At 41.4% G+C, this 20657-nt stretch carries 24 protein-coding genes; 5 read left to right on the top strand and 19 right to left on the bottom strand.

The window, feature by feature from the left end:
* Nucleotides 1-168: 168 nt before the first annotated feature.
* Genes rpsQ through rpsJ form a run of 11 tightly spaced genes read right to left on the bottom strand, consistent with a single transcriptional unit; the run spans nucleotide 169 to nucleotide 5136 of the window.
* Nucleotides 169-426, bottom strand: coding sequence for a 30S ribosomal protein S17 (rpsQ, locus tag EXT43_RS20130; protein WP_054552372.1), 258 nt, complete (start codon nucleotides 424-426; stop codon nucleotides 169-171).
* Nucleotides 426-617, bottom strand: a complete 192-nt coding sequence (gene rpmC / locus EXT43_RS20125; protein ID WP_054552371.1) for a 50S ribosomal protein L29 — start codon at nucleotides 615-617, stop codon at nucleotides 426-428. The genes rpsQ and rpmC overlap by 1 nt, the downstream gene beginning before the upstream one ends.
* Nucleotides 617-1030 carry a 50S ribosomal protein L16 gene (gene rplP / locus EXT43_RS20120; protein ID WP_036974208.1) on the bottom strand — a complete coding sequence of 138 codons (414 nt, stop codon included), beginning with the start codon at nucleotides 1028-1030 and terminating at the stop codon, nucleotides 617-619. The genes rpmC and rplP overlap by 1 nt, the downstream gene beginning before the upstream one ends.
* Nucleotides 1031-1042: 12 nt before the next feature.
* The gene (rpsC, locus tag EXT43_RS20115) at nucleotides 1043-1744 is read right to left on the bottom strand and encodes a 30S ribosomal protein S3 (protein ID WP_054552370.1); all 702 of its coding nucleotides are present in this window, start codon (nucleotides 1742-1744) and stop codon (nucleotides 1043-1045) included.
* 11 nt (nucleotides 1745-1755) lie between these two features.
* Nucleotides 1756-2088 carry a 50S ribosomal protein L22 gene (gene rplV / locus EXT43_RS20110; protein ID WP_004588690.1) on the bottom strand — a complete coding sequence of 111 codons (333 nt, stop codon included), beginning with the start codon at nucleotides 2086-2088 and terminating at the stop codon, nucleotides 1756-1758.
* 14 nt (nucleotides 2089-2102) lie between these two features.
* Nucleotides 2103-2381 (bottom strand): 30S ribosomal protein S19, encoded by a 279-nt coding sequence (rpsS, locus tag EXT43_RS20105; RefSeq protein WP_010376377.1) that lies wholly within the window; start codon nucleotides 2379-2381, stop codon nucleotides 2103-2105.
* Nucleotides 2382-2397: 16 nt separating this feature from the next.
* Nucleotides 2398-3222 (bottom strand): 50S ribosomal protein L2, encoded by an 825-nt coding sequence (gene rplB / locus EXT43_RS20100; RefSeq protein ID WP_054552369.1) that lies wholly within the window; start codon nucleotides 3220-3222, stop codon nucleotides 2398-2400.
* A gap of 17 nt (nucleotides 3223-3239) precedes the next feature.
* Complete coding sequence (gene rplW / locus EXT43_RS20095) at nucleotides 3240-3542, bottom strand: 50S ribosomal protein L23 (protein ID WP_054552368.1); 303 nt, start codon at nucleotides 3540-3542, stop codon at nucleotides 3240-3242.
* On the bottom strand, nucleotides 3539-4144 hold the full coding sequence (gene rplD / locus EXT43_RS20090; protein ID WP_062568199.1) for a 50S ribosomal protein L4: 606 nt from the start codon (nucleotides 4142-4144) through the stop codon (nucleotides 3539-3541). Before rplD ends, rplW begins: the two co-directional genes overlap by 4 nt.
* A gap of 17 nt (nucleotides 4145-4161) precedes the next feature.
* Nucleotides 4162-4797, bottom strand: a complete 636-nt coding sequence (gene rplC, locus EXT43_RS20085) for a 50S ribosomal protein L3 (RefSeq protein ID WP_036974218.1) — start codon at nucleotides 4795-4797, stop codon at nucleotides 4162-4164.
* A gap of 27 nt (nucleotides 4798-4824) precedes the next feature.
* Complete coding sequence (gene rpsJ / locus EXT43_RS20080; RefSeq protein WP_002957900.1) at nucleotides 4825-5136, bottom strand: 30S ribosomal protein S10; 312 nt, start codon at nucleotides 5134-5136, stop codon at nucleotides 4825-4827.
* A 431-nt stretch (nucleotides 5137-5567) separates the two neighbouring features.
* Between rpsJ and plsB the strand changes: the two genes are divergently transcribed.
* A complete protein-coding gene (plsB, locus tag EXT43_RS20075) occupies nucleotides 5568-8018 on the top strand; it encodes a glycerol-3-phosphate 1-O-acyltransferase PlsB (RefSeq protein WP_062564692.1) in 2451 nt (816 codons plus the stop codon).
* On the opposite strand, the gene tesB is transcribed toward plsB, so the two are convergent.
* Complete coding sequence (gene tesB, locus EXT43_RS20070; RefSeq protein WP_054552365.1) at nucleotides 8015-8872, bottom strand: acyl-CoA thioesterase II; 858 nt, start codon at nucleotides 8870-8872, stop codon at nucleotides 8015-8017. The two genes, plsB and tesB, sit on opposite strands and share 4 nt — an antisense overlap.
* Before the next feature lie 79 nt (nucleotides 8873-8951).
* On the opposite strand from tesB, the gene EXT43_RS20065 reads away from it, so the two are divergent.
* Together EXT43_RS20065 and EXT43_RS20060 are read left to right on the top strand one after the other, a co-directional pair.
* Nucleotides 8952-9413, top strand: a complete 462-nt coding sequence (locus EXT43_RS20065; RefSeq protein WP_130167780.1) for an EVE domain-containing protein — start codon at nucleotides 8952-8954, stop codon at nucleotides 9411-9413.
* Between the two features lie 86 nt (nucleotides 9414-9499).
* Complete coding sequence (locus EXT43_RS20060; RefSeq protein WP_130167779.1) at nucleotides 9500-10531, top strand: cytosolic protein; 1032 nt, start codon at nucleotides 9500-9502, stop codon at nucleotides 10529-10531.
* A gap of 26 nt (nucleotides 10532-10557) precedes the next feature.
* On the opposite strand, the gene EXT43_RS20055 is transcribed toward EXT43_RS20060, so the two are convergent.
* Together EXT43_RS20055 and EXT43_RS20050 are read right to left on the bottom strand one after the other, a co-directional pair.
* On the bottom strand, nucleotides 10558-10770 hold the full coding sequence (locus EXT43_RS20055) for a hypothetical protein (RefSeq protein WP_054563926.1): 213 nt from the start codon (nucleotides 10768-10770) through the stop codon (nucleotides 10558-10560).
* A 43-nt stretch (nucleotides 10771-10813) separates the two neighbouring features.
* Nucleotides 10814-11878: a potassium channel family protein gene (locus EXT43_RS20050; protein WP_054563927.1), complete on the bottom strand. Its 1065-nt coding sequence runs from the start codon at nucleotides 11876-11878 to the stop codon at nucleotides 10814-10816.
* 145 nt (nucleotides 11879-12023) lie between these two features.
* Between EXT43_RS20050 and EXT43_RS20045 the strand changes: the two genes are divergently transcribed.
* Together EXT43_RS20045 and EXT43_RS20040 are read left to right on the top strand one after the other, a co-directional pair.
* The gene (locus EXT43_RS20045) at nucleotides 12024-12977 is read left to right on the top strand and encodes a chemotaxis protein CheV (RefSeq protein ID WP_062564690.1); all 954 of its coding nucleotides are present in this window, start codon (nucleotides 12024-12026) and stop codon (nucleotides 12975-12977) included.
* Between the two features lie 115 nt (nucleotides 12978-13092).
* On the top strand, nucleotides 13093-14406 hold the full coding sequence (locus EXT43_RS20040) for a short-chain fatty acid transporter (RefSeq protein ID WP_130167778.1): 1314 nt from the start codon (nucleotides 13093-13095) through the stop codon (nucleotides 14404-14406).
* A 541-nt stretch (nucleotides 14407-14947) separates the two neighbouring features.
* Here EXT43_RS20040 and EXT43_RS20745 read toward each other — a convergent pair.
* The 5 genes from EXT43_RS20745 to EXT43_RS20020 all read right to left on the bottom strand — a co-directional run bounded on the left by EXT43_RS20745 (nucleotide 14948) and on the right by EXT43_RS20020 (nucleotide 20587).
* Nucleotides 14948-15094, bottom strand: coding sequence for a hypothetical protein (locus tag EXT43_RS20745; RefSeq protein ID WP_161805755.1), 147 nt, complete (start codon nucleotides 15092-15094; stop codon nucleotides 14948-14950).
* A gap of 129 nt (nucleotides 15095-15223) precedes the next feature.
* A complete protein-coding gene (locus EXT43_RS20035; protein ID WP_130167777.1) occupies nucleotides 15224-17365 on the bottom strand; it encodes a peptidase domain-containing ABC transporter in 2142 nt (713 codons plus the stop codon).
* Between the two features lie 304 nt (nucleotides 17366-17669).
* The gene (locus EXT43_RS20030) at nucleotides 17670-17930 is read right to left on the bottom strand and encodes a hypothetical protein (RefSeq protein ID WP_130167776.1); all 261 of its coding nucleotides are present in this window, start codon (nucleotides 17928-17930) and stop codon (nucleotides 17670-17672) included.
* A 200-nt stretch (nucleotides 17931-18130) separates the two neighbouring features.
* Entirely contained in the window at nucleotides 18131-19375 is a 1245-nt protein-coding gene (locus EXT43_RS20025; RefSeq protein WP_130167775.1) for an HlyD family efflux transporter periplasmic adaptor subunit, read from the bottom strand.
* Nucleotides 19376-19570: 195 nt separating this feature from the next.
* Nucleotides 19571-20587: a site-2 protease family protein gene (locus tag EXT43_RS20020; RefSeq protein ID WP_058583707.1), complete on the bottom strand. Its 1017-nt coding sequence runs from the start codon at nucleotides 20585-20587 to the stop codon at nucleotides 19571-19573.
* Between the last annotated feature and the right edge of the window lie 70 nt (nucleotides 20588-20657).

Below are 20657 nucleotides of genomic sequence, written 5' to 3'. Positions count from 1 at the left end.
AAATCCCGTTTAACCTATAGCAACTATGATTTTTGTTTTCTTACACTGAAATGAAAGCCCCTTCTCGATCTAATCTGACGTCTGACAGCTGAAAGCTTCCAGCTATTTTTAAAAACAAAAAGCCCCAGCAGATGCCGGGGCTTTTTAGTAAGGAAACTTAATTAAAAATTAAGCTTTCTTTGGACGCTCAACAACGTCTACTAAAGTCCAAGACTTAGTCTTAGAAATAGGAGCACACTCAGAAATAGTAACTACGTCACCAGTTTGAGCTGTGTTGTTTTCGTCATGTACGTGTAGTTTAGTCGTACGTTTGATGAATTTTCCATATACTGGATGCTTCACGTAACGTGCGATAGCAACAGTGAAAGATTTATCCATCTTGTCGCTGATTACACGGCCTTGAAGAGTACGGATTTTATCGCTCATTATTGACCTGCCTTCTGGTTAATAACTGTTTTTACACGCGCGATATCGCGACGTACTGTTCTTAGCGTGTGTGTCTGAGCTAACTGACCAGTGCTTGCTTGCATGCGCAGGTTGAACTGCTCACGAAGAAGTCCTAGAAGTTCAGCATTTAGCTCTTCTACGCTTTTGTCTTTTAGTTCGCTAGCTTTCATTACATCACCGTCCGAGTTACGAAAGTTGTTGTGAATGGTAATTTACGCGCTGCAAGGTTAAATGCTTCACGAGCAAGCTCTTCAGAAACACCTTCCATTTCGTAAAGTACTTTACCAGGTTGAATTTCAGCAACCCAATATTCAACAGAACCTTTACCTTTACCCATACGAACTTCTAATGGTTTGTTCGTAATTGGCTTATCTGGGAATACACGAATCCAGATTTTACCTTGACGCTTTACGTGACGTGTCATAGCACGACGAGCTGCTTCGATTTGACGAGCAGTCATACGGCCACGGCCAGTAGCTTTCAAACCGAAAGTACCGAAGCTTACTTTGTTACCGTTTTGCGCTAAACCGCGGTTGCGGCCTTTGTGCATTTTACGGAATTTTGTACGTTTTGGCTGTAACATTACTCGCTACCTCTACTTAGCACTTTTTTTGGCTTTCTTTGGCGCGCGTTTAGCTGGCTTCTCTTGCTCTTGTACTAGTGGTAAACCACCAATAACTTCGCCTTTGAAGATCCAAACTTTAACACCAATGATACCATAAGTGGTTAAGGCTTCAGAAGTTGCGTAGTCGATATCAGCACGAAGAGTATGTAGAGGTACACGACCTTCACGATACCATTCTGAACGTGCGATCTCAGCACCGCCAAGACGACCGCTAACTTCAACTTTGATACCCTTTGCACCAATGCGCATTGCATTTTGTACCGAACGCTTCATAGCGCGACGGAACATAACACGACGCTCTAGCTGTGACGCAATACCGTCAGCTACTAGTTGTGCATCAAGTTCAGGCTTACGAACTTCAGCGATATTAATCTGAGCCGGAACACCTGCAATCTTAGTTACTGCTTGACGTAGTTTTTCAACGTCTTCGCCTTTTTTACCGATAACAACACCAGGACGAGCTGTGTGAATTGTTACACGGATAGATTTAGCTGGACGCTCGATAACGATTTTAGACACAGAAGCCGCTTTTAATTCCTTAGTAAGGAAAGTACGTACTTTGTGATCGCCAAAAAGCTGATCAGAGAAATCTTTTGAATTCGCGTACCAGGTAGAAACCCAAGGTTTAGAGATACCTAGGCGAATACCAGTAGGATGAACTTTTTGTCCCATTACTTATACTCCTAGCTATCTGAAACCACAACAGTGATGTGGCTTGTACGCTTAAGGATGCGGTCTGCGCGTCCTTTAGCACGTGGCATAATACGCTTCATTGTTGGACCATCGTCCACAAAGATCGTAGTTACACGAAGCTCATCAATGTCAGCACCTTCGTTATGCTCTGCGTTAGCAATAGCAGACTCAAGTACTTTTTTAACTAATACAGCCGCTTTTTTAGGGCTGTACGCCAGGATTTCTAGAGCGCGATCAACCGGAAGTCCGCGGATCTGATCTGCAACTAGACGTGCTTTTTGCGCCGAACCAGAGGCGAATTTATGTTTAGCTAATGCTTGCATTTATCATTCCCCTCTTAACGTTTCTTCGCTTTCTTATCCGCAGCGTGACCGCGGTAAGTGCGAGTTGGTGCAAATTCACCTAGTTTGTGACCGATCATTTCGTCTGTGATGAACACAGGAACGTGCTGACGACCATTATGGACAGCGATGGTCAATCCGATCATGTTAGGTATGATCATTGAACGACGGCTCCAAGTTTTAATTGGCTTCTTGTCACCGCTTTCCAACGCTTTCTCTACCTTCTTCAGCAAGTGTAGGTCAATAAAAGGACCTTTCTTGAGAGAACGTGGCATGGCTATTCCTCAACTATTATTTAGTACGACGACGTACGATAAATTTATCAGTACGCTTGTTCTTACGTGTCTTAGCACCTTTAGTCGGCTTACCCCATGGAGACACAGGATGACGACCACCAGATGTACGACCTTCACCACCACCGTGCGGGTGATCTACCGGGTTCATGGCAACACCACGAACTGTCGGACGGATACCACGCCAGCGATTTGCACCAGCTTTACCTAGTGAACGAAGCATATGCTCAGCATTGCCTACTTCACCAAGTGTTGCGCGACAGTCAGCTGGAACTTTACGAACTTCGCCAGAACGAAGACGTAGAGTTACGTATTGACCTTCACGAGCAAGGATTTGAACGTATGCACCAGCAGAACGTGCGATTTGCGCGCCTTTACCTGGTTTTAATTCTACGTTGTGAACAGTCGAACCTACAGGCATGTTACGCATTGGTAACGTGTTACCAGCTTTGATTGGTGCATCAATACCAGATTGGATTGAATCACCAGCTTTTAAGCCTTTAGGTGCAATAATGTAACGACGCTCACCGTCTGCATATAATACAAGAGCGATGTTTGCGCTACGGTTTGGATCATACTCTAGACGCTCAACAACAGCTGGAATGCCATCTTTAGTGCGTTTAAAGTCGATTACACGGTAATGATGCTTATGACCACCACCGATGTGACGAACCGTGATACGACCTTTGTTATTACGACCACCAGACTTAGAGTTTTTCTCTAGTAGTGGTGCGTAAGGTTTACCCTTATGTAGATCTGGGTTAACCACTTTAACCAGGTGACGACGACCCGCAGAAGTTGGTTTACACTTTTGAAGTGCCATAATTCTAACTCCCCTTATTACTCGGCGCCGCCGACAAAGTCTAGCTCGCTACCTTCTTTAAGAGTAACGTAAGCTTTCTTCCAGTCTGAACGACGACCGAAACGCATGCCAGTACGTTTTGTTTTACCCTTAACGTTTAGTGTGCGAACACCAGTTACTTCTACTTCAAAAAGCTTTTCTGCTGCAGCTTTGATTTCAGCTTTAGTTGCATCAGAAGCTACTTTGAAAACAATCGTGTTGTTCTCTTCAGCAGCGATAGTGCTTTTCTCAGAGATGTGTGGAGCAAGGATCACTTTTAAAAGACGTTCTTCACGGATCATGCTAGCGCCTCCTCAAGTTGCTTAACAGCAGCAGCTGTAATAAGTACCTTATCGAAAGCGATTAGGCTTACAGGATCGATACCAGCTACATCACGCGTGTCAACCTTGTATAGGTTACGTGCCGATAAGAAAAGATTCTCATCTACTTCTTCAGTCACGATTAGAACATCTTTAAGCTCAAGTTCTTTAAGCTTAGCAACTAGTTCTTTAGTTTTTGGTGCTTCAAGACCAAACTGCTCAACAACGATTAAACGCTCTTGACGAACTAATTCAGATAAGATGCTTTTGATCGCACCGCGGTACATTTTACGGTTTACTTTTTGGCTGTGATCTTGTGGTTTAGCTGCGAAGCTAACGCCACCTGAACGCCAAATTGGGCTACGAATTGTACCAGCACGTGCACGGCCAGTACCTTTTTGAGACCATGGTTTTTTACCACCACCGCTTACTTCAGAACGTGTCTTCTGAGCACGAGTACCTTGACGAGCACCTGCTGCGTAAGCAACAACTACTTGGTGTACTAATGCTTCGTTAAACTCACGTCCAAAAGTAGCTTCAGAAACTTCAAGAGCGCCAGAAGCGTCTTTAATTGCTAATTCCATCACTAAATCTCCAGGACTTATGCTTTAACAGCTGGTTTAACGATAACGTCACCGCCGATAGCGCCAGGTACTGCACCTTTAACTAAAAGCAGGTTACGCTCAGCGTCAACGCGAACTAGTTCTAAGTTTTGAGTCGTTACACGCTCAGCACCCATGTGACCGGCCATTTTCTTACCTTTAAACACCTTACCAGGTGATTGGTTTTGACCGATTGAACCAGGAGCACGGTGAGATAGAGAGTTACCGTGAGTAGCGTCTTGCATGCTGAAGTTCCAGCGCTTAACACCACCTTGGAAACCTTTACCTTTAGAAGTACCGGTTACGTCAACTTTGTTGATTTCGTTGAATAATTCAACAGTAAGCTCAGCGCCTACTTCAAAATCGCCTTCACCACCATTTAGGCGGAATTCCCACAGACCGCGACCCGCTTCAACACCAGCTTTAGCGAAGTGACCCGCTGCAGCTTTGTTTACACGGCTTGCTTTTTTAGTGCCTGCGGTTACTTGAAGCGCGTTATAACCGTCAGTTGCTTCAGATTTGATCTGAGCAATGCGGTTAGGTGTCGCTTCGATAACTGTCACAGGGATAGATACACCATCTTCAGTGAAGATACGTGTCATACCCACTTTACGACCGACTAGACCTAATGCCATTTTCCTAAAACCTCTCTAATCTTCCGATTAACCCAGGCTGATTTGAACATCAACACCAGCAGCAAGATCTAAACGCATTAGAGCGTCAACAGTCTTGTCAGTTGGTTCTACGATGTCGATCAGACGTTTATGGGTGCGGATTTCGTACTGATCACGCGCGTCTTTGTTAACGTGCGGTGAAGTTAGTACAGTAAAACGTTCAAAGCGTGTAGGTAGTGGGATTGGACCACGTACTTGTGCGCCAGTGCGTTTCGCAGTTTCCACGATTTCCGCCGTTGATTGGTCAATCAAACGGTGGTCAAAAGCTTTTAGGCGAATACGAATGCGTTGATTTGACATTCTTAAACCTCAATGTAAAGAGCATTTAAAAAGAGCATAAAAAAACGACCGAAACAATCTTAATAACTAAGATGTCGGCTGCTTTCTTATATCTACGATGAATTCCAAATCGGAATTCCTGTTTATTAGCTTGAAATCCAAGCTTAATCTTTCCTTCCAAGTTCCCGAGGGAATTTTGAAAGCCTGCGTATTATAGATAGATTGGTGATAAATGCAACAACTATTTTGAAAATCTCAAAGGTCTAAATTAAATTTTGTTTAATTTTCGAACTTTATCAATAACATTAGCGTCTTTAAATTATACTTGTGCGAGTAAAGAGGCTAGAAAATCGCTTTTAAATGGTCAGTCCAGTTAATAATTGTTATTCTATGCCGCTTATTTTTGACCAGACTCGGTCTATTTAATATCTACTAATAACTTTGGTGAGTTGATGCGTATCATTAATCGTTGTTTAAATTTCATTTCTGCCGGTATGAACCGCTTGTTTGTAAAAAGTAAGGTGCTGCCAGAAAATCCGATTGAACAATACAATCTAAACCCAGCCAACCCTACTTTTTATATTGTTAGGCTAAATGCACGCTCTGATTTAGCGGCACTGGCAAGGGTATGTAAAAAATACGGCTTACCTAACCCGACCGAAGAGCAGTTATTAGGTAATGCAGAGCTTGATCGCTTTATCGGTATTCAAAACCCACCACCGCTATTTGGTAACAAAAGCAAACCAAGCAATGCCCTGCAGCAAGGCAAACAAATTATTGACCACCTGATGCAATCAGGTGAGAAAAACGTCCAAGTGATCCCGGTGACTATTTTATGGGGCCGAAACCCAGGCAAAGAAAAGCCTGGTTTAGGTACTTTGGTGTCTCATTCATTAACACCCAGCTGGTTTCGTAAGTTCTTTGTGTTGCTATTTTCTGGGCGCGATAACTTTATTCGCTTTAGTCAGCCACTCGATTTATCTTTATTGGTCAATGAAAAAGCTGAGGTTGATGAGCTACCGCATAAACTATTACGTGTAGCCCGCGTGCACTTTCGTCGTCAAAAATTGGCAGCGACAGGCCCGAAAATGCCATCACGTGAGCAGCTATTTAATTCGCTACTTGCCTCACCAACAATAAAAAAAGCAATTCAAATAGAAGCGAAAGAAAAAAACATCAGCCAAGAGCAAGCTCGCCAAAATGCGCTGAAGCTACTTGATGAGATTGCCGCCAATTATAGCGATGCCACCATTCGTGTTGCAGACCGTATTTTAACTTGGCTGTGGAATAAGCTTTATAACGGGATTGATATTAAGTTTTCTGAGCAGGTGCATGAGCTTACAGATAAAGGCCACGAGATTATTTATATGCCATGTCACCGATCGCATATGGATTACTTATTGCTGACCTATTCTATTTACCATTTAGGCTTAGTTCCGCCACATATCGCTGCCGGTATCAACTTAAACTTCTTCCCGGCAGGGGGGATTTTCCGTCGCAGTGGTGCTTTCTTTATTCGCCGCTCATTCGCGGGCAATAAATTGTATTCGTCAGTATTTAAAGAGTACCTGAGCCAGTTATTTATCAAAGGCTATTCAGTAAAGTTTTACACTGAAGGTGGTCGTAGCCGTACTGGTCGCTTGTTACCGCCAAAAACAGGTATGCTCGCCATGACATTACAAGCCATGTTACGTGGCATAGACCGCCCTATTTCGATTGTGCCTGTATACATTGGTTATGAGCACGTAATGGAAATTAATACTTACTTAAAAGAGCTTGCCGGTAACGATAAAAAAGGTGAGTCGGTATTAGGTATCTTTAAGGCAATTAAAAACCTTAAAAACTATGGTCGTGGTTATTTAAACTTTGGCGACCCTATATCGATAAACCAATATCTCAATGATCAACAACCTGATTGGCGAGAGTCGATTCACCCAACTGATGTTCAGAAACCACAATGGCTTGGGCCACAAGTCGCTAACCTCGCTGATAAGGTAATGGTTAATATTAATAGCGCCGCTGCACTCAATGCAGTGAATCTACTTGCGATGATATTACTGGTAAATGATAAACACGCGTTAAGTAAACCTAAGCTGATTGCTCAGCTTGAGTTTTATTTACATTTACAGCGAAGCGCAAGCTACAGCGAAAAGGTGACCACACCAGACGAAAGCGCCGAGCAGCTGCTAGAGCATGCACTTAAACTTAATAAGTTTGATGTGATCAGTGATGAGTTTGGCGAAATTATCGCGATTAACGATAAAGAAAAAACACTATTCAACTACTACCGTAATAACGTGTTGCACTTATTTGCTGTACCTAGCTTATTGGCGCTGCATTTATTCAAAGCACATCAAACTACCATGGCTGATTGCCAAGCCTTGATTGCACGTTTTTACCCACTGTTTGCCAAAGAGTGGTTCTTGCATGAGTTAGATGAAAACTACATTACGCGTGTTCTCGCTAGTTTCGTTGATCAAGACCTGATTGAAATTGATGGCGATAATATCAAGATCACTAACAGCAACGATTGCTTAGCGAAACTCGAAATGCTCGGTCGCGCCCTAAGCTTAACACTGCAACGCTACGCTATCGTGGTTGGCTTTATTCAAACTAGCAGTGGTATTGAGCGTGAAGAACTTGAACATGAAAGCCAAGTGTTAGCAGAGCGCTTAGGCACCTTGCACGGCATTAAAACCCCAGAGTTCTTCGACAAAAAAGTACTTATTGGTTTTATTTCAAGCTTGCGAGAGCAAAAGCTAATTACCGAAACAGAGCAAGGCTTAACGGGTAGCAATGAGCTGTGCGAAGTGTATTTATATCTTAAAGCATTGCTGCCAGCACGGGTCTGGCAGTCAATTGACGATATAGTGCAAAGCCAAGCTCAGCACGTAAAAGATTAACGCTGACGCATAACCCCTTCTTGGATCGTTGAGGCAACCAAATTGCCTTGACGGTCAAAGAACTGACCTCGCACCAAACCACGACCAGAGCTCGCACTTGGGCTATCAATCGAATATAAAATCCAATCGTCTAGTCTAAACGGGCGGTGAAACCACATTGCATGGTCAATCGTTGCAACCTGCATATTCGGCTGCATAAACGATACGCCGTGCGGCTGTAATGCAGTTGGTAAAAATTCAAAGTCAGATGCGTACGCAAGTAAGTAATTATGAATACGCTGATCGTCAGGCATCTCGCCATTAGCTTTAAACCAAATATGCTTAACGGGCTCCATCACTTGTGGTTTGAATGGATTATGAAAAGTCACAGGGCGCATTTCAATTGGTACTTCTCGGATGAACTTATTTCGAATTGGTTCAGGAATAAGCTCTGCATTTGCTTGGTAAAATTCAAGCGATGACTTTAATTCTTCAGGCTGTGGTACATCAGGCATCTGCGCTTGATGTGATAAGCCCTCTTCTTCACCTTGGAAAGAAGCGGTCATGTAAAAAATCGGCTTACCATATTGAATTGCTTTTACACGGCGAGTACTAAAACTTTTACCATCACGTATATTCTCTACATCATAGACAATCGGCTTTGCAGCATCACCTGGGCGCAAAAAGTAAGAGTGTAAAGAGTGAACAATACGCCCTTGTGGTAATGTTTCTTTTGCGGCAGATAGAGCTTGGCCCATTACTTGGCCACCGAATACAGCTCTAAATCCTAAATCTTGGCTTTGCCCGCGATACAAGCCTTGCTCAATCTCTTCTAACGACATTAATGACAGTAGGTCATCTAATACTTGGCTCATTTATTTATCCTCAATCCCGACAAGCGTTTAATGATACTATAGACTAATTGGAAGTAAATCTTTGTAAGAGCACCTCATTATGGCTTATTGGCTTTTTAAAACCGAACCCGATGCATTTTCAATTGATGATCTAAAAAACGCACCTGAGCAAACCTCTATGTGGGATGGCGTGCGTAATTATCAAGCCCGCAACTTTCTTCGCGATGGTATCAAGCATGGTGACTTGGTAATGATTTATCATTCAAGTTGTAAGCAAGTGGGTGTTGCAGGTATCGCTACGGTGACTCGCGAAGCTTATGCCGACCCAACACAGTTTGATTTAAATAGCGATTACTACGATGCCAAAGCAACTGCTGATAACCCGCGCTGGTTTGTGGTCGATGTGCAATATCAAGCACACCTTAAAAAGCTTGTTAGCCTGCAAGCGATTAAAGCCAATGATGCAATCACCGAAATTGCCCTTAAAAAAGGCGGCCGATTATCAGTAATGCCTGTAACTGAACATGACTGGCAACAGATCATCGCAATGAGCGAGGGCTAAGCATATAAAGTAGCGGCCATTTTTAATGAGCTGCTATTTTTGCTATAATTTCGCCCCTTTATTTTAGAGGTACTAAGGGGGGATGTATGAAATTATTGTATTGGTTAGAGGAATGGACCAATCTCCCACGCGATGAGCAACAAAGCCGTGTTCCTATGACTGACGGTGATTTGCTCGGCGACGTTTATGTGAAATATCATATCATTGATGCCAATAAGCCCCTGCTAATTACCTTCTCTCCTGCTGGAACAAATTATCAAGAACATGATATTACTGATGATTTTTCGCCTTGGGCTTATAAGCTCGCGAAAAAGCAGGATGTGAATATTATCGCTTTTCAACATTTAGGCATTAGCAACTGGTTTAGGCACCGTAATCTGTTGTTTTTCATTGAGCAGCTAGCACCACTGATTGGCGGGTTCAAAGAGCGATTAGGTTATGGTTTGAGTCGAGGAGGCTTTGCCGTTGGTGCCTTTGCCAATCTATTAAAGCTTGATAAAGTCTTGCTCTTTCACCCTGTTAGCACAAAAAATAAAGAAAAAGCGCCATGGGATGACCGTTCAAGTACCGACATCGCGCAAAAATTTGATTGGAACGGTGACTACCACGATTTAGATTTAGGCCATGCAAAGGGTTATATTATTTACGACCCAACGAATCGCATCGACCGAGCTCATGCTAAACGTTACCCACAACTAACCCACTTACGCGTGTTTGGTATGGGCCATAGTGTTCATGCAACATATTTAAATAAGTTTGGCTTTTATAAAGATGTTGCTGTTGATTTTATTAGCCACCAGCAAGTTGATATAGCCCAATTCCGCCAGCAAACCAAAACGCTGCGCTTTAAAGAAGATTATTATCGTCGTCTAAATAAGGCAAACAAGAGTTCGCCACATCGTTTAGCCTTACTAAGCACCGCCCATACAATTTTAGCTGAAGAAAAAGCTGAGCATATGCAAGAGCAAAAAGATGCGATTGATGTGCAACCGCTGATTGATGTTGCAATCAAGCATCAAGATGAGCACCCAAACGATGCTATTAAGGTCTTAGAAGTAGCGCAGCAACTCTCACCCGATGATCCTGTGATAGATCATAAACTAAAACAGTTGAAGTGACACAGCAGCTGTCAATTTGAGGAGAGTTAACCCTTAGGTTTTACTTTACGGTGCTTTTTGACCCGCCCGTGTTTAGGGATGATTGTTAAGTACATTACCAAAGCTAACCACGAAAAGAAGATGATACCTATTAACCAAGCATTCTTTTCGTGGCCTTGAGTGCGTTTACTATTGAGCACAATGACCACAGGTAAAATGTAGGCACTGAGTACAATAATTAAAAACACAACTTCGTTCATAAATACCAATTCGCTTAATTAAAAGTATTATTGCGGATTGGTACTATACCAACGCAGACCAATCAACTTCGTCACTCAAAACACGCTCCGCAGCAATATAATGCAAAATATCTCCCTCACTTACTACATAATCAAGTGGCGGGTTTAAGTCCATATTTTTTGCACTCAAATTATGTGCGACACCCAGCAGTATAGCATCATGACTATATTTAAAGTGATGAAACAGCTTGCCAAATTCCATTGCTTGCACGCCTTTTGGAATAGGTAAACTAAATTGAGTATCCCCATGTAGTGTCGATAACAGCTCTTCCTGCACGCGGCTTGAACCTGGGTCTTGCATTGAACGCACTAAGATCTCGGCTGACTTAGCACTGCTACATTCTACATTGTGGCAATGCTCATGTAGCATTTCGATTTTAGTTTCATCAGTAAAGTGTGCACTAATGTGGCACTGTTCATTGACCAACTTGCTAATGCGCAGGGCTGTTGTAAACGTTTGGTCATCGTCTTGGCCATCAATAATAATTTTGTCGGCGCGATCAATGGCAATTCTTTTCAACTCATCTAAGTCAGTAAAGCTACTTAGACGAGCAAAATCAACCATAGGATTTGCTAAAAACGGATGTTCCATTTGTTCAGTAACCGCCAATAAAATACGACGATCTAAGCGTTTATGATCGGCCAATATATAGTCAACCATCTTTTTAGTACGTGTATCGTGCCAACCAAAGATAATAATGTGATTGTTTATATGTGCGAAGCTTTTATCACCCGTCATAGCGCGCCTAATTAAATAAGTTACTGTTTGCCCTGTCTTTCCTAACAGAACGCCAAATAATGCTAAACCAAAAGGTATTTGCAATAATGCGACAATCCAACGGCCAAGCTCGGTGCTTGCACTAAAATCGCCATAGCCAACTGTAGATGTAGTTACTACATAATAATAAAAATAAGTACTAAGTGGTGTGAGCGCTTGCTCTCCTGCAAGCATAAGCAGCCACCAAATAAGTAGCATATGCAAAAGCGTAGTAAATACCACAGCCTGCCAACTTACTTGATCAATGTGACTGCGAATAAGTACCACTAAACGATTAAATATATGATGCATGATCCTTGCGATTTATAGTGGAGGAAATTATCGATACGGTACTGTAATGCTTGCATTTTGGCAACTGATGGAAAATTACTAATGCATGTCGATGAAAAATGATAGTAGACTATACTATCTCTGTATTAGGTGTTTAGGGTGAAATATGTCAGGTGTTCTTGCTTCCGTCGATAAGCGTACGCAACTGGTCGGTGAAAACCGCTTAGAGCTTTTACTATTTTACCTACACAGTCGCCACTTATTCGCTCTCAATGTGTTTAAAGTTAAAGAAGTGGTGAAGTTACCGCAAATTAGCAAAATTCCCCACGCCCACCCTAAAGTTTCTGGGGTTGTAAATATTCGTGGTGAATCAATTCCGGTGATTGATTTGCGCAGAGCGATAAACATGCCTGAAGCTAAACACATCGAAGATACAAACCTCGTTATCACCGAGTACAATCGTACCGTGCAAGGCTTTTTAATTGGGAAAGTTGATCAAATCATTAATATGACATGGTCAGATATCATGCCGCCGCCAACGGCAATTGGTAAAAATCACTATCTAACAGCCTTAACGAAAGTAAAACGCGATGGCCAAGAGCAGCTGGTTGAAATTATCGACGTAGAAAAGGTGCTCGCCGAAATCGTTGAGTACGAAGTCCAAATATCTGAAGACATTCTTGATAAAAGCATCGTGAACGAGTTTGCAGGCCGCAAAATTCTTCACGCCGATGACTCCCCAACGGCTCGTAAGCAAGTAAGCGATACCTTGTCGCAACTTGGCATCGAAATCATACCTGCTCGTAACGGACTTGAAGCACTCGAAATGCTAAAAGGCTGGGCTGATCAAGGCAAAGATGTTGAGAAAGAGCTACTCATGGTGATCACCGATGCTGAAATGCCAGCAATGGATGGCTACCGTTTAACACACGAAATTCGTAACGACAGCCGCATGAAGAACCTACATATTGTGCTTAATACATCTTTGAGTGGTAGCTTTAACCAAGCTTTAGTTGAGAAGGTTGGTTGTAATGCCTTCTTATCAAAATTCCAGCCAATACTGTTAGTAGAAGAAGTTCAAGCCCGCTTAAAAGCCGTGCTAGAGCAAGATTCACAGTAAGCGCATTTAGCATCAGTTTTTAAAGGCATAAGCTAAAGCAAGGACGTCGCAATTTGCCAATCATCGTTAATCATGATTTATTGGCATTATCGATTCGACGACAACAATAAAAACTATGCTAAATCGCGTTGCCAAACCATTCACTAAACTAGTAGAGCGTTATCTACCCGACCCGTTTGTATTTGTTATATTACTCACCTTGCTGAGCTTTATCGTTGCGAGCCTCTTTACGCCGTCAACGCCCACGCAAGTGCTCGCGGCTTGGGGTGATGGATTTTGGAACCTATTACAATTTGCCATGCAAATGCTGCTAGTGCTGCTAACGGGCTACATGCTAGCGAGCACCCCAGTGATGCGCAGTATACTCAACAAACTCGCGACTCTTGCCAACAGCCCTGCTAAAGCGATCATACTCGTTACGCTCGTGTCTTTATTGGCAAGCTGGCTAAATTGGGGCTTTGGTTTAGTGATTGGCGCTTTGTTCGCCAAAGCAATTGCGAAACAAACCCGCGTTGATTACCGCTTGTTAGTGGCCAGTGCCTATTCAGGTTTTATTGTTTGGCATGGCGGCTTAGCCGGTTCAGTGCCGCTAACAATCGCAACCGATGGCCACTTTGCAGAGCAAAGTATTGGGGTAATAGGCACCGAAAACACGATTTTTTCGGCATTTAATATCGCTATTGTTGTGGGCTTATTTATTATCATGCCGCTGGTAAATCGCTACATGTTGCCGAGCGAAAAAGACAGTGTTTATGTTGACCCTGTAAAGCTTGAAGATGAATCAAAGCAAGCAGATACACCTACCCGCCCCGCCGAAGTAATAGAGCATAGTCGTTTGCTTGGTATGGGGGTAGGTGCCTTTGGTCTTGCCTATTTATTCTATTACTTTGTGCTTAACGGAGGCGGCTTAAACTTAAATAGCGTGATCGCAATTTTCTTATTTAGCGCAATTTTACTGCATCAAACACCGCATAATTTACTTAGCAACTTACAGCAAGCAATCCCTAGTGGCGCTGGCATTGTGATTCAATTTCCATTTTATGCGGGGATCATGGCGATTATGGTAAAAACGGGACTTGCTCAACAAATCTCTGAAGGGTTTATTGCCATTGCAACAGCCGAAACGCTGCCTTTTTGGAGCTTTTTAAGCGCAGGGTTTGTGAATATATTTGTGCCGTCAGGCGGCGGCCAATGGGCAGTGCAAGCGCCGATTGTCATTCCAGCCGCACAAACACTTGGCGCGGATATGCCACGGGTTGCTATGGCTGTCGCATGGGGCGATGCTTGGACTAACCTTATTCAGCCGTTCTGGGCACTCCCCGTACTTGCTATTGCCGGCTTAAAAGCAAAAGACATCATGGGCTTTTGTCTTGTGCAGCTGATTATCACCGGCGTGTTTATATCGTTAATGCTGAGTTTTTACCCTTAAAAAAGCTTTATAAACATCACCTATTAGAGAGGGGCAAAAGCTCATAGCGAGAGTCCCTCTTCAAAACGGTTTTTTGTCAAAGCTAGCCAAAATTCTCATTCGGTCTGCAATCACCGCCAAAAGAGGGCTTCATTCTACCAAAACAACAGTCTATCACTTACAATTAGAATCACTGCTATCGCTTCTTTTATCTCTTTTTAATACAAAGCAAACGATCTTAGAAACAACAAGGTACACTAAAATAAACGCAGATATATCGATAAAATAATCTACCAAGCTGCTACTTTTTGAAATAGAAAAATCAAAACTAAAAAAAGCAACTCTGGTTATGATGTAAGTGATAAAGAACATTAATAAAAATTTTTTCATAAACAGAACTTTCAATAGCTAATAGTAGAGCAAACTCATCTAGTCATTTCAGCATAAAAATAAGCGCGTAATAAAAGCTACTCACTTAAGCATGTGATAGTTACTAACCAGGTTACTATTCTTTAAATGATATTTAGATAAGGAGAACATTACTCCTTATCTAAAAAATAACTCAATCATCAGTTTCTGTTGGTACAGGCAAGTGTGGCATGCCAAACCCAGGCCTATCTTTCCTTTCAAAGTCTCCTTCATTAACTGTTGTATTCGATAACACTCCACCAATAACCAGTTCAATTTCAATTGTGGTTAATTCACGCATAATATACTCTCCATGTATTCGCATTTTTTGCCGGATTGTTAATAGGTTAGGCCGTTTCCGACAAAATTTAACGTGCCTAGCCTTTGCTTTAGTAGCTTGTAAAATACAAGCTACTAAAATCACATTCGATTACGCAGTTTCATTTTGAGCTACTGTACTTGTTAAAGCTCCACCTTGTAACTCAAACACTTTATCCGCCATATTGATAGTCTCTTGCCTGTGAGCAATCATTATTCGCGTCATCTCTAGGTGCTTAATTTGCTCACTGATTTTTGCTTCGTTCTCTTGATCTAAATGACTAGTTGCTTCATCCAAAAATAAGACGCTGGGAGATTGGTACAGCGCTCTGGCAAGTAATAACCGTTGAAGTTGTCCGCCGGATAAATTAGAACCCATATCGCCCACTAATGAGTTATAACCCATAGTCATTTTAGTAATATCACTATGAATTGCTGCATGACGAGCGCACTGTTCTATTTTTAAGTAATTAGGTTGTGGGTCAAAGAAGCTAATATTATCGGCGATTGAGCCAGCTAATAGCGTGTCATCTTGCATTACTGCGGCTATTTGTTTGCGGTAATTTTTAAGGCCTAGTTGGGTAATATCCATGCCATCAAGTAACACTTTGCCTGATGTGGGTTGTAATAAACCCAACATGATTTTCATTAACGTCGTTTTACCCGCGCCAGACGGGCCAGTAATAGCAATAGACTCGCCTGAATTTAGCGTTAAATTTATATCTTTTAAAATAGGTGCTTGATCATCGCTATAACTAAAACTGATATTTTCAAGGCTAAGCTGACCTTTCACTTTATTGTCGCTACTCCCTCTGTAGGTCAAGTCACCATCGCGATTCGCTTCTTGCTTAGTAAGCGCAATATCAGCGATACGGTCAAGGTGTAAGCGCATCATTTTAAATTGAATAATTTGCTCGATGAAATTTGCAAAGCGACTTGTTAGCTGATTTTTATAGGCTATAAATGCCAACACCATACCGACAGATAAGCTATTACTCATAACCAAAAGTGCAGCAAGGTAAATAACCACTACATTCTCAAGACCAAACAGTAGTTTATTAAAAGACTCAAAACTAATATTTAATCGCCCTAAACGTATTTCACTATTTATTACCTCAGCATAACGGTTTTGCCAAATACCTTGGCGCTGCGCTTCATTACCAAACAATTTAATTGTTTGCATACCACGAATGTTTTCTAAAAAGTTTGATTGCTCTTTAGCGGAGTTTTGAATCATTTCTTCTGTGGCTTGATGCAGTGGTCGATACAACACTAAGCGTACAAGCGTATAAAGGGTAATTGCGCCTACAACAACAGCTGTCAACTTAAGTGAATAAATCAACATCATAATCAATACGGTGATAGCCATAACGCCATCAACAAATGTTTCTACAAACCCTGTGGTAATACGCTCACGTATTTGTGCTAGTGAGCCAAAACGGGAAACAATATCGCCAATGTGGCGGGATTCAAAGTAGTTCATAGGAAGGCGCAGTAAATGACGTAATAGATTAACCCCCATTTGCATGTTTAGCAGACTCGAAAGCCTTAAAATCAACCAACTCCGCACTGCATTAGTAATAACTGAAATGATCGCAATGAATGCAAAGCCTAGCGTAAGCACTGTGAGCAAAGACTCATCAAAGCTCACCAATACTTCATCCACGACCCACTGCATATAATAGGGTGTCATCAGAGCAAATAGCTGTAAAACCAGCGACAGCACAATTAATTTAATTAAGCCAGTTTTTAGACCAGTAACAGCACTCCAAAGCTGACTAAACCTCATTCGTGCCTGTTCTTGTTTAGCTTCAAACTTACTGGTTGGCGTGAGCTCCAAACAAATACCGGTAAAGTGCTTACTAAATTCCTCGCTATTTAGATTCCGCTTCCCAAGGGCTGGATCATTAATCGCTAATTTAGCTGATTTCCCCTTCCCAGAAACTTTAGTCAAAACTACAAAGTGATTCATATCCCAATGCAATATACAAGGAGTCTGAAGTTTATGTACCTCTTCAAATGGACACTGTAACGCACGACTCGCTAATCCTAAGCTATCCCCCAGCTCAATTAGCTGCTGTAAATTCATACCCTTTAAATTCGCCGAAAAGCGCTTTCGCATGGCTGGCATATCAAGCTGGTGGCCGTGATAGCATGCCACCATAGCCATTGAAGCAAGGCCACATTCGGCTATTTCGGATTGGTGTATCTGAGGAACTGAATTAAATAAATTAAAATGAAGGCTCTTGTTCAAAACATATACTCAATTTGGAATTGAGGATAGATATGAAGCTATAGCGCACAATATGATACTAGAAAAAATCAAAATAAAATCTATAAACTTAGCATCTATACCAACATCTTTTTTATATTTATCAATAGACGACACAATTGAACAATTCAAAAAATAAGGGTTTTTATAAAAAAAATAAAAAGCTGAAAAAGTACTAAATAAAATAGAAAACAAACTCATATATAACCTCACAAAATATCAAACTATTTTATAATCCTTTCAAAATCTCACGCCATTTAAAGCGAATGGCGTGAGAATAATTATCTTACGCCTCACATTGCCCAAATAAGTGATTAATACCTACACCTATGAAATAACCTCCCATTAATGAACCAGCTAAAGCAGTACCAATAAAACCACCAGCAGCTGCAGCTGAAGAATATCCTGTCGCAGCTCCTATTGTCATGCCTGTTCCACCGCCAACACCATAGCCAATAGCAATATCACCAAAGCTTGGCAAAGAACAGCCATCAAGAGAGAATGCACCATTTACTTCTTTAATTTCATTTACATTTAATTCGCGCATATCGATGCTCCAAATTTGTATAGCTGATTATTTATATCTATACTCAGCAAATGTTGATTATTTATTTTGCAATATAAAAATATAGGCAAAATAAGTTGTTAATAGGCTAGCTTTAGCTGCTCGCTAAAGTTAACTAAAGCTGGCCGCTTTTTTAGTAATTTGCATTTAGCAAACCACCAAAACTTTCAAATTTAATTGACTTAACTCACACGCCCTTTGAGGCTGTACAGTGGCTCTAGTAACCACTCAATTAATGTGCGCTGTTCTAACATTATGTCTGCCTCAAACAACATGCCGCTTTTTAACTCAAAGGCCTTTCCATACGCAGACATTTGCTGCTGACTTAAGGTAGCCCTAAGTCGATATACTGGCTCTTGCAATGCAATAGGTAACCGCACTTCGTTTGGTGTAATAAGTGCCTTATCAATACGGCTAATAGTGCTATTGATAAAACCAAATCGTTGATATGGAAAGGCATCAAAACGTAACCTAGTTTCGTTGCCTATTTCTACAAACCCTGCGGAGCGCGTTGGTAATAGTAATTCAGCAACTAACTCAGAACCCTCAGGTATAATATGCAGTAAAAGCTTTGCTTGGCTTAACACCTCTCCTTCGACTACTTGGATGCCTGTAACAACACCATTATTGCTAGCCGTAATTGTGTAGCTATAGTTGCTTTTTAACTGCGATAGTTGGTTTTGTGTATCTGAAATTTCTCGTTTTAAGTTACTGATGCGAAGTGCATATTGTTGTGGAACGTTAGCAAGATTAAAGCTTAATTGACTCAGTTGATTATTTTGCTGCATCAGTATTCGAGCTAAGTTTTTCTTTTCTTGCTTAACATCGAGTAAAGCTTGTTGTTGCTGCTCACGCTCTATATTTGATAAAAAGCCACTCTTATTAAGCTGGTTGAAATTAGCTTGTTGACTTTGCAATAGGTCAAGCTTTTCATCTGCGAGTGTTAATTGACTTTGTAGTGCAAGCTTTTCTTCATTTAAAAGCGTTTGCTGTGCTTCAAGGTTTAGTATTTCTTGTTTTTGCAACACTTTCGTTTGCATAACCTCATGATTCAAAAGTTTAATTTGCTCTGTTAATTGTTCAACTAACTGTGAACTGAGATCTAAACCTTGACTATCATTTTGCTGAACAACAATTGAAGCAAGTGCTTGTCCTTTAATGACAGAGTCACCTTCTTTTACATGAAGTTTTTCAATTGTTCCGCCTTGATTAGCAAAACTTTGAATGACGCCTTTACTAGGCATGAGAAAACCACGTACGGTTTCTTTGCGGGAATATTCTGCTGTAAAAAGAAATACTATGACCGCAGCTGCAACAGAGCTTAGGGTTACAACAGTTAATTTAATCGATAATGGTTGCGCTAAAGTGATTACGCCAGTTAAACGTTCACTTTGCTGTGCAATCGCTTCCTTTCTAAACAAGCTCATAACAAAATCCTTTTGCTATATCTCTTGAATTTAAAATTAGCGGTACATTCTAATTTTTGTAAATCAGAATTTTCCTAAATATGAAACGCAGCACAAATTAAAGATTTAATTACTAAAATAAAGTGGAAAATTAATTAAAATATATTAATTAAATTTAAGCACCAAGCTGAATATAACTTAGTGCTTAAATATTAACTAACTTGCTAATATCTTCATTGGCAAACTTAGGATTGGGCTTTCTGAATCAGCAAAATGCATCATCACTGCAACGTGACCTGCAACAACCAGTGCGTACATTACCGCTGAAAAACCTTGTCCATAAGTATCAAGAGGGATGAGGTGTGAGTAGTGGCGTCCGCGCCACTCAAAAATAATCTCAAGCGCCCCTACAAATAAGAAAAACACCAGTAGCATCAAGCCGAAGGTATAGCTTAACCACAAGCCAAATAACACGCCTAATAAACACACACTAAGGCCTATCCATGAACGCATCGAAAAACTGATGCTTTTAAGTACATGGCCGCCATCTAGGGGCAGAATAGGTAACAAGTTAAATAGGTTTAACAGTGCACTGAGTACCGCCACACCGGCGAATATTTCCATTTCAGTGGCGTAGTAAAGCACTACTCCCAGCACTGAGGTAATTAAGCCAAAAGCGGGCCCCATGAGTGAGATCACCACATCTTGCCATCGCGTGGTAATTTTATCATCAGAAACAGCCAAACCACCCACAAAGGGAATAAGGTAAATACCTTTAGTTTTAATGCCAAAATATTTCATCGCGCGCACATGACCATATTCATGCACCACCAAGCAAGCAATTAGCATCAAGGCAAATTCAATGGAAAATAGCCACGCATAACCGGCAACTGACGCACCAGCGAGTGCAGCTTTGACGACTTTTGCGCTTTTGAATAATTTAAAGCCCAGTGCCAGCAAACCAATAATGCCGCGTTTTGGTTCAGCTTCTTGCAACTCAGGTAAAGCAAGTTGGCTCACCTGCTGCTGGTTAACAAAGATTGCTAAGCTTTTTTCGTGCACTTTACTAGTATCAAGCCCAATACGCTGCCCCTGAAAATCAAACTCATAAAGTTCTGACTCTGGATTATCGAAGGCAATTGCTTGTTGTTGATGAAAAAGCTGAATTAACTGTGAGCCGTTTAAATGCAAAATAAAGGTTTCGTCTGCGAGGCTCAGCTGAAGTCTGACCATAGTTCTTATAAATACGAATAAAAAGTGCGGCTATTATACTGAGGCCTTACAAAATTACGAATTTCCTTTA

The organism is Pseudoalteromonas sp. CO109Y, from assembly GCF_004208935.1.
GTDB lineage: Bacteria > Pseudomonadota > Gammaproteobacteria > Enterobacterales > Alteromonadaceae > Pseudoalteromonas > Pseudoalteromonas shioyasakiensis.
Note: the sequence above shows the minus strand (reverse complement) of the source record. Positions and strands in the feature narration are given on the sequence as shown.

Coding starts and splice junctions, on each gene's coding strand:
- rplD (WP_062568199.1), bottom strand. CDS start 4,144: ATGGAATTAGCAATTAAAGACGCTTCTGGCGCTCTTGAAGTTTCTGAA.
- rpsJ (WP_002957900.1), bottom strand. CDS start 5,136: ATGTCAAATCAACGCATTCGTATTCGCCTAAAAGCTTTTGACCACCGT.
- EXT43_RS20045 (WP_062564690.1), top strand. CDS start 12,024: ATGTCAGGTGTTCTTGCTTCCGTCGATAAGCGTACGCAACTGGTCGGT.
- EXT43_RS20040 (WP_130167778.1), top strand. CDS start 13,093: ATGCTAAATCGCGTTGCCAAACCATTCACTAAACTAGTAGAGCGTTAT.
- rpsQ (WP_054552372.1), bottom strand. CDS start 426: ATGAGCGATAAAATCCGTACTCTTCAAGGCCGTGTAATCAGCGACAAG.
- tesB (WP_054552365.1), bottom strand. CDS start 8,872: ATGAGCCAAGTATTAGATGACCTACTGTCATTAATGTCGTTAGAAGAG.
- EXT43_RS20020 (WP_058583707.1), bottom strand. CDS start 20,587: ATGGTCAGACTTCAGCTGAGCCTCGCAGACGAAACCTTTATTTTGCAT.
- EXT43_RS20065 (WP_130167780.1), top strand. CDS start 8,952: ATGGCTTATTGGCTTTTTAAAACCGAACCCGATGCATTTTCAATTGAT.
- EXT43_RS20030 (WP_130167776.1), bottom strand. CDS start 17,930: ATGCGCGAATTAAATGTAAATGAAATTAAAGAAGTAAATGGTGCATTC.
- EXT43_RS20050 (WP_054563927.1), bottom strand. CDS start 11,878: ATGCATCATATATTTAATCGTTTAGTGGTACTTATTCGCAGTCACATT.
- EXT43_RS20055 (WP_054563926.1), bottom strand. CDS start 10,770: ATGAACGAAGTTGTGTTTTTAATTATTGTACTCAGTGCCTACATTTTA.
- rpsC (WP_054552370.1), bottom strand. CDS start 1,744: ATGGGACAAAAAGTTCATCCTACTGGTATTCGCCTAGGTATCTCTAAA.
- rpsS (WP_010376377.1), bottom strand. CDS start 2,381: ATGCCACGTTCTCTCAAGAAAGGTCCTTTTATTGACCTACACTTGCTG.
- rplC (WP_036974218.1), bottom strand. CDS start 4,797: ATGGCATTAGGTCTAGTCGGTCGTAAAGTGGGTATGACACGTATCTTC.
- plsB (WP_062564692.1), top strand. CDS start 5,568: ATGCGTATCATTAATCGTTGTTTAAATTTCATTTCTGCCGGTATGAAC.
- EXT43_RS20745 (WP_161805755.1), bottom strand. CDS start 15,094: ATGCGTGAATTAACCACAATTGAAATTGAACTGGTTATTGGTGGAGTG.
- rplW (WP_054552368.1), bottom strand. CDS start 3,542: ATGATCCGTGAAGAACGTCTTTTAAAAGTGATCCTTGCTCCACACATC.
- rplP (WP_036974208.1), bottom strand. CDS start 1,030: ATGTTACAGCCAAAACGTACAAAATTCCGTAAAATGCACAAAGGCCGC.
- rplB (WP_054552369.1), bottom strand. CDS start 3,222: ATGGCACTTCAAAAGTGTAAACCAACTTCTGCGGGTCGTCGTCACCTG.
- rplV (WP_004588690.1), bottom strand. CDS start 2,088: ATGCAAGCATTAGCTAAACATAAATTCGCCTCTGGTTCGGCGCAAAAA.
- rpmC (WP_054552371.1), bottom strand. CDS start 617: ATGAAAGCTAGCGAACTAAAAGACAAAAGCGTAGAAGAGCTAAATGCT.
- EXT43_RS20060 (WP_130167779.1), top strand. CDS start 9,500: ATGAAATTATTGTATTGGTTAGAGGAATGGACCAATCTCCCACGCGAT.
- EXT43_RS20025 (WP_130167775.1), bottom strand. CDS start 19,375: ATGAGCTTGTTTAGAAAGGAAGCGATTGCACAGCAAAGTGAACGTTTA.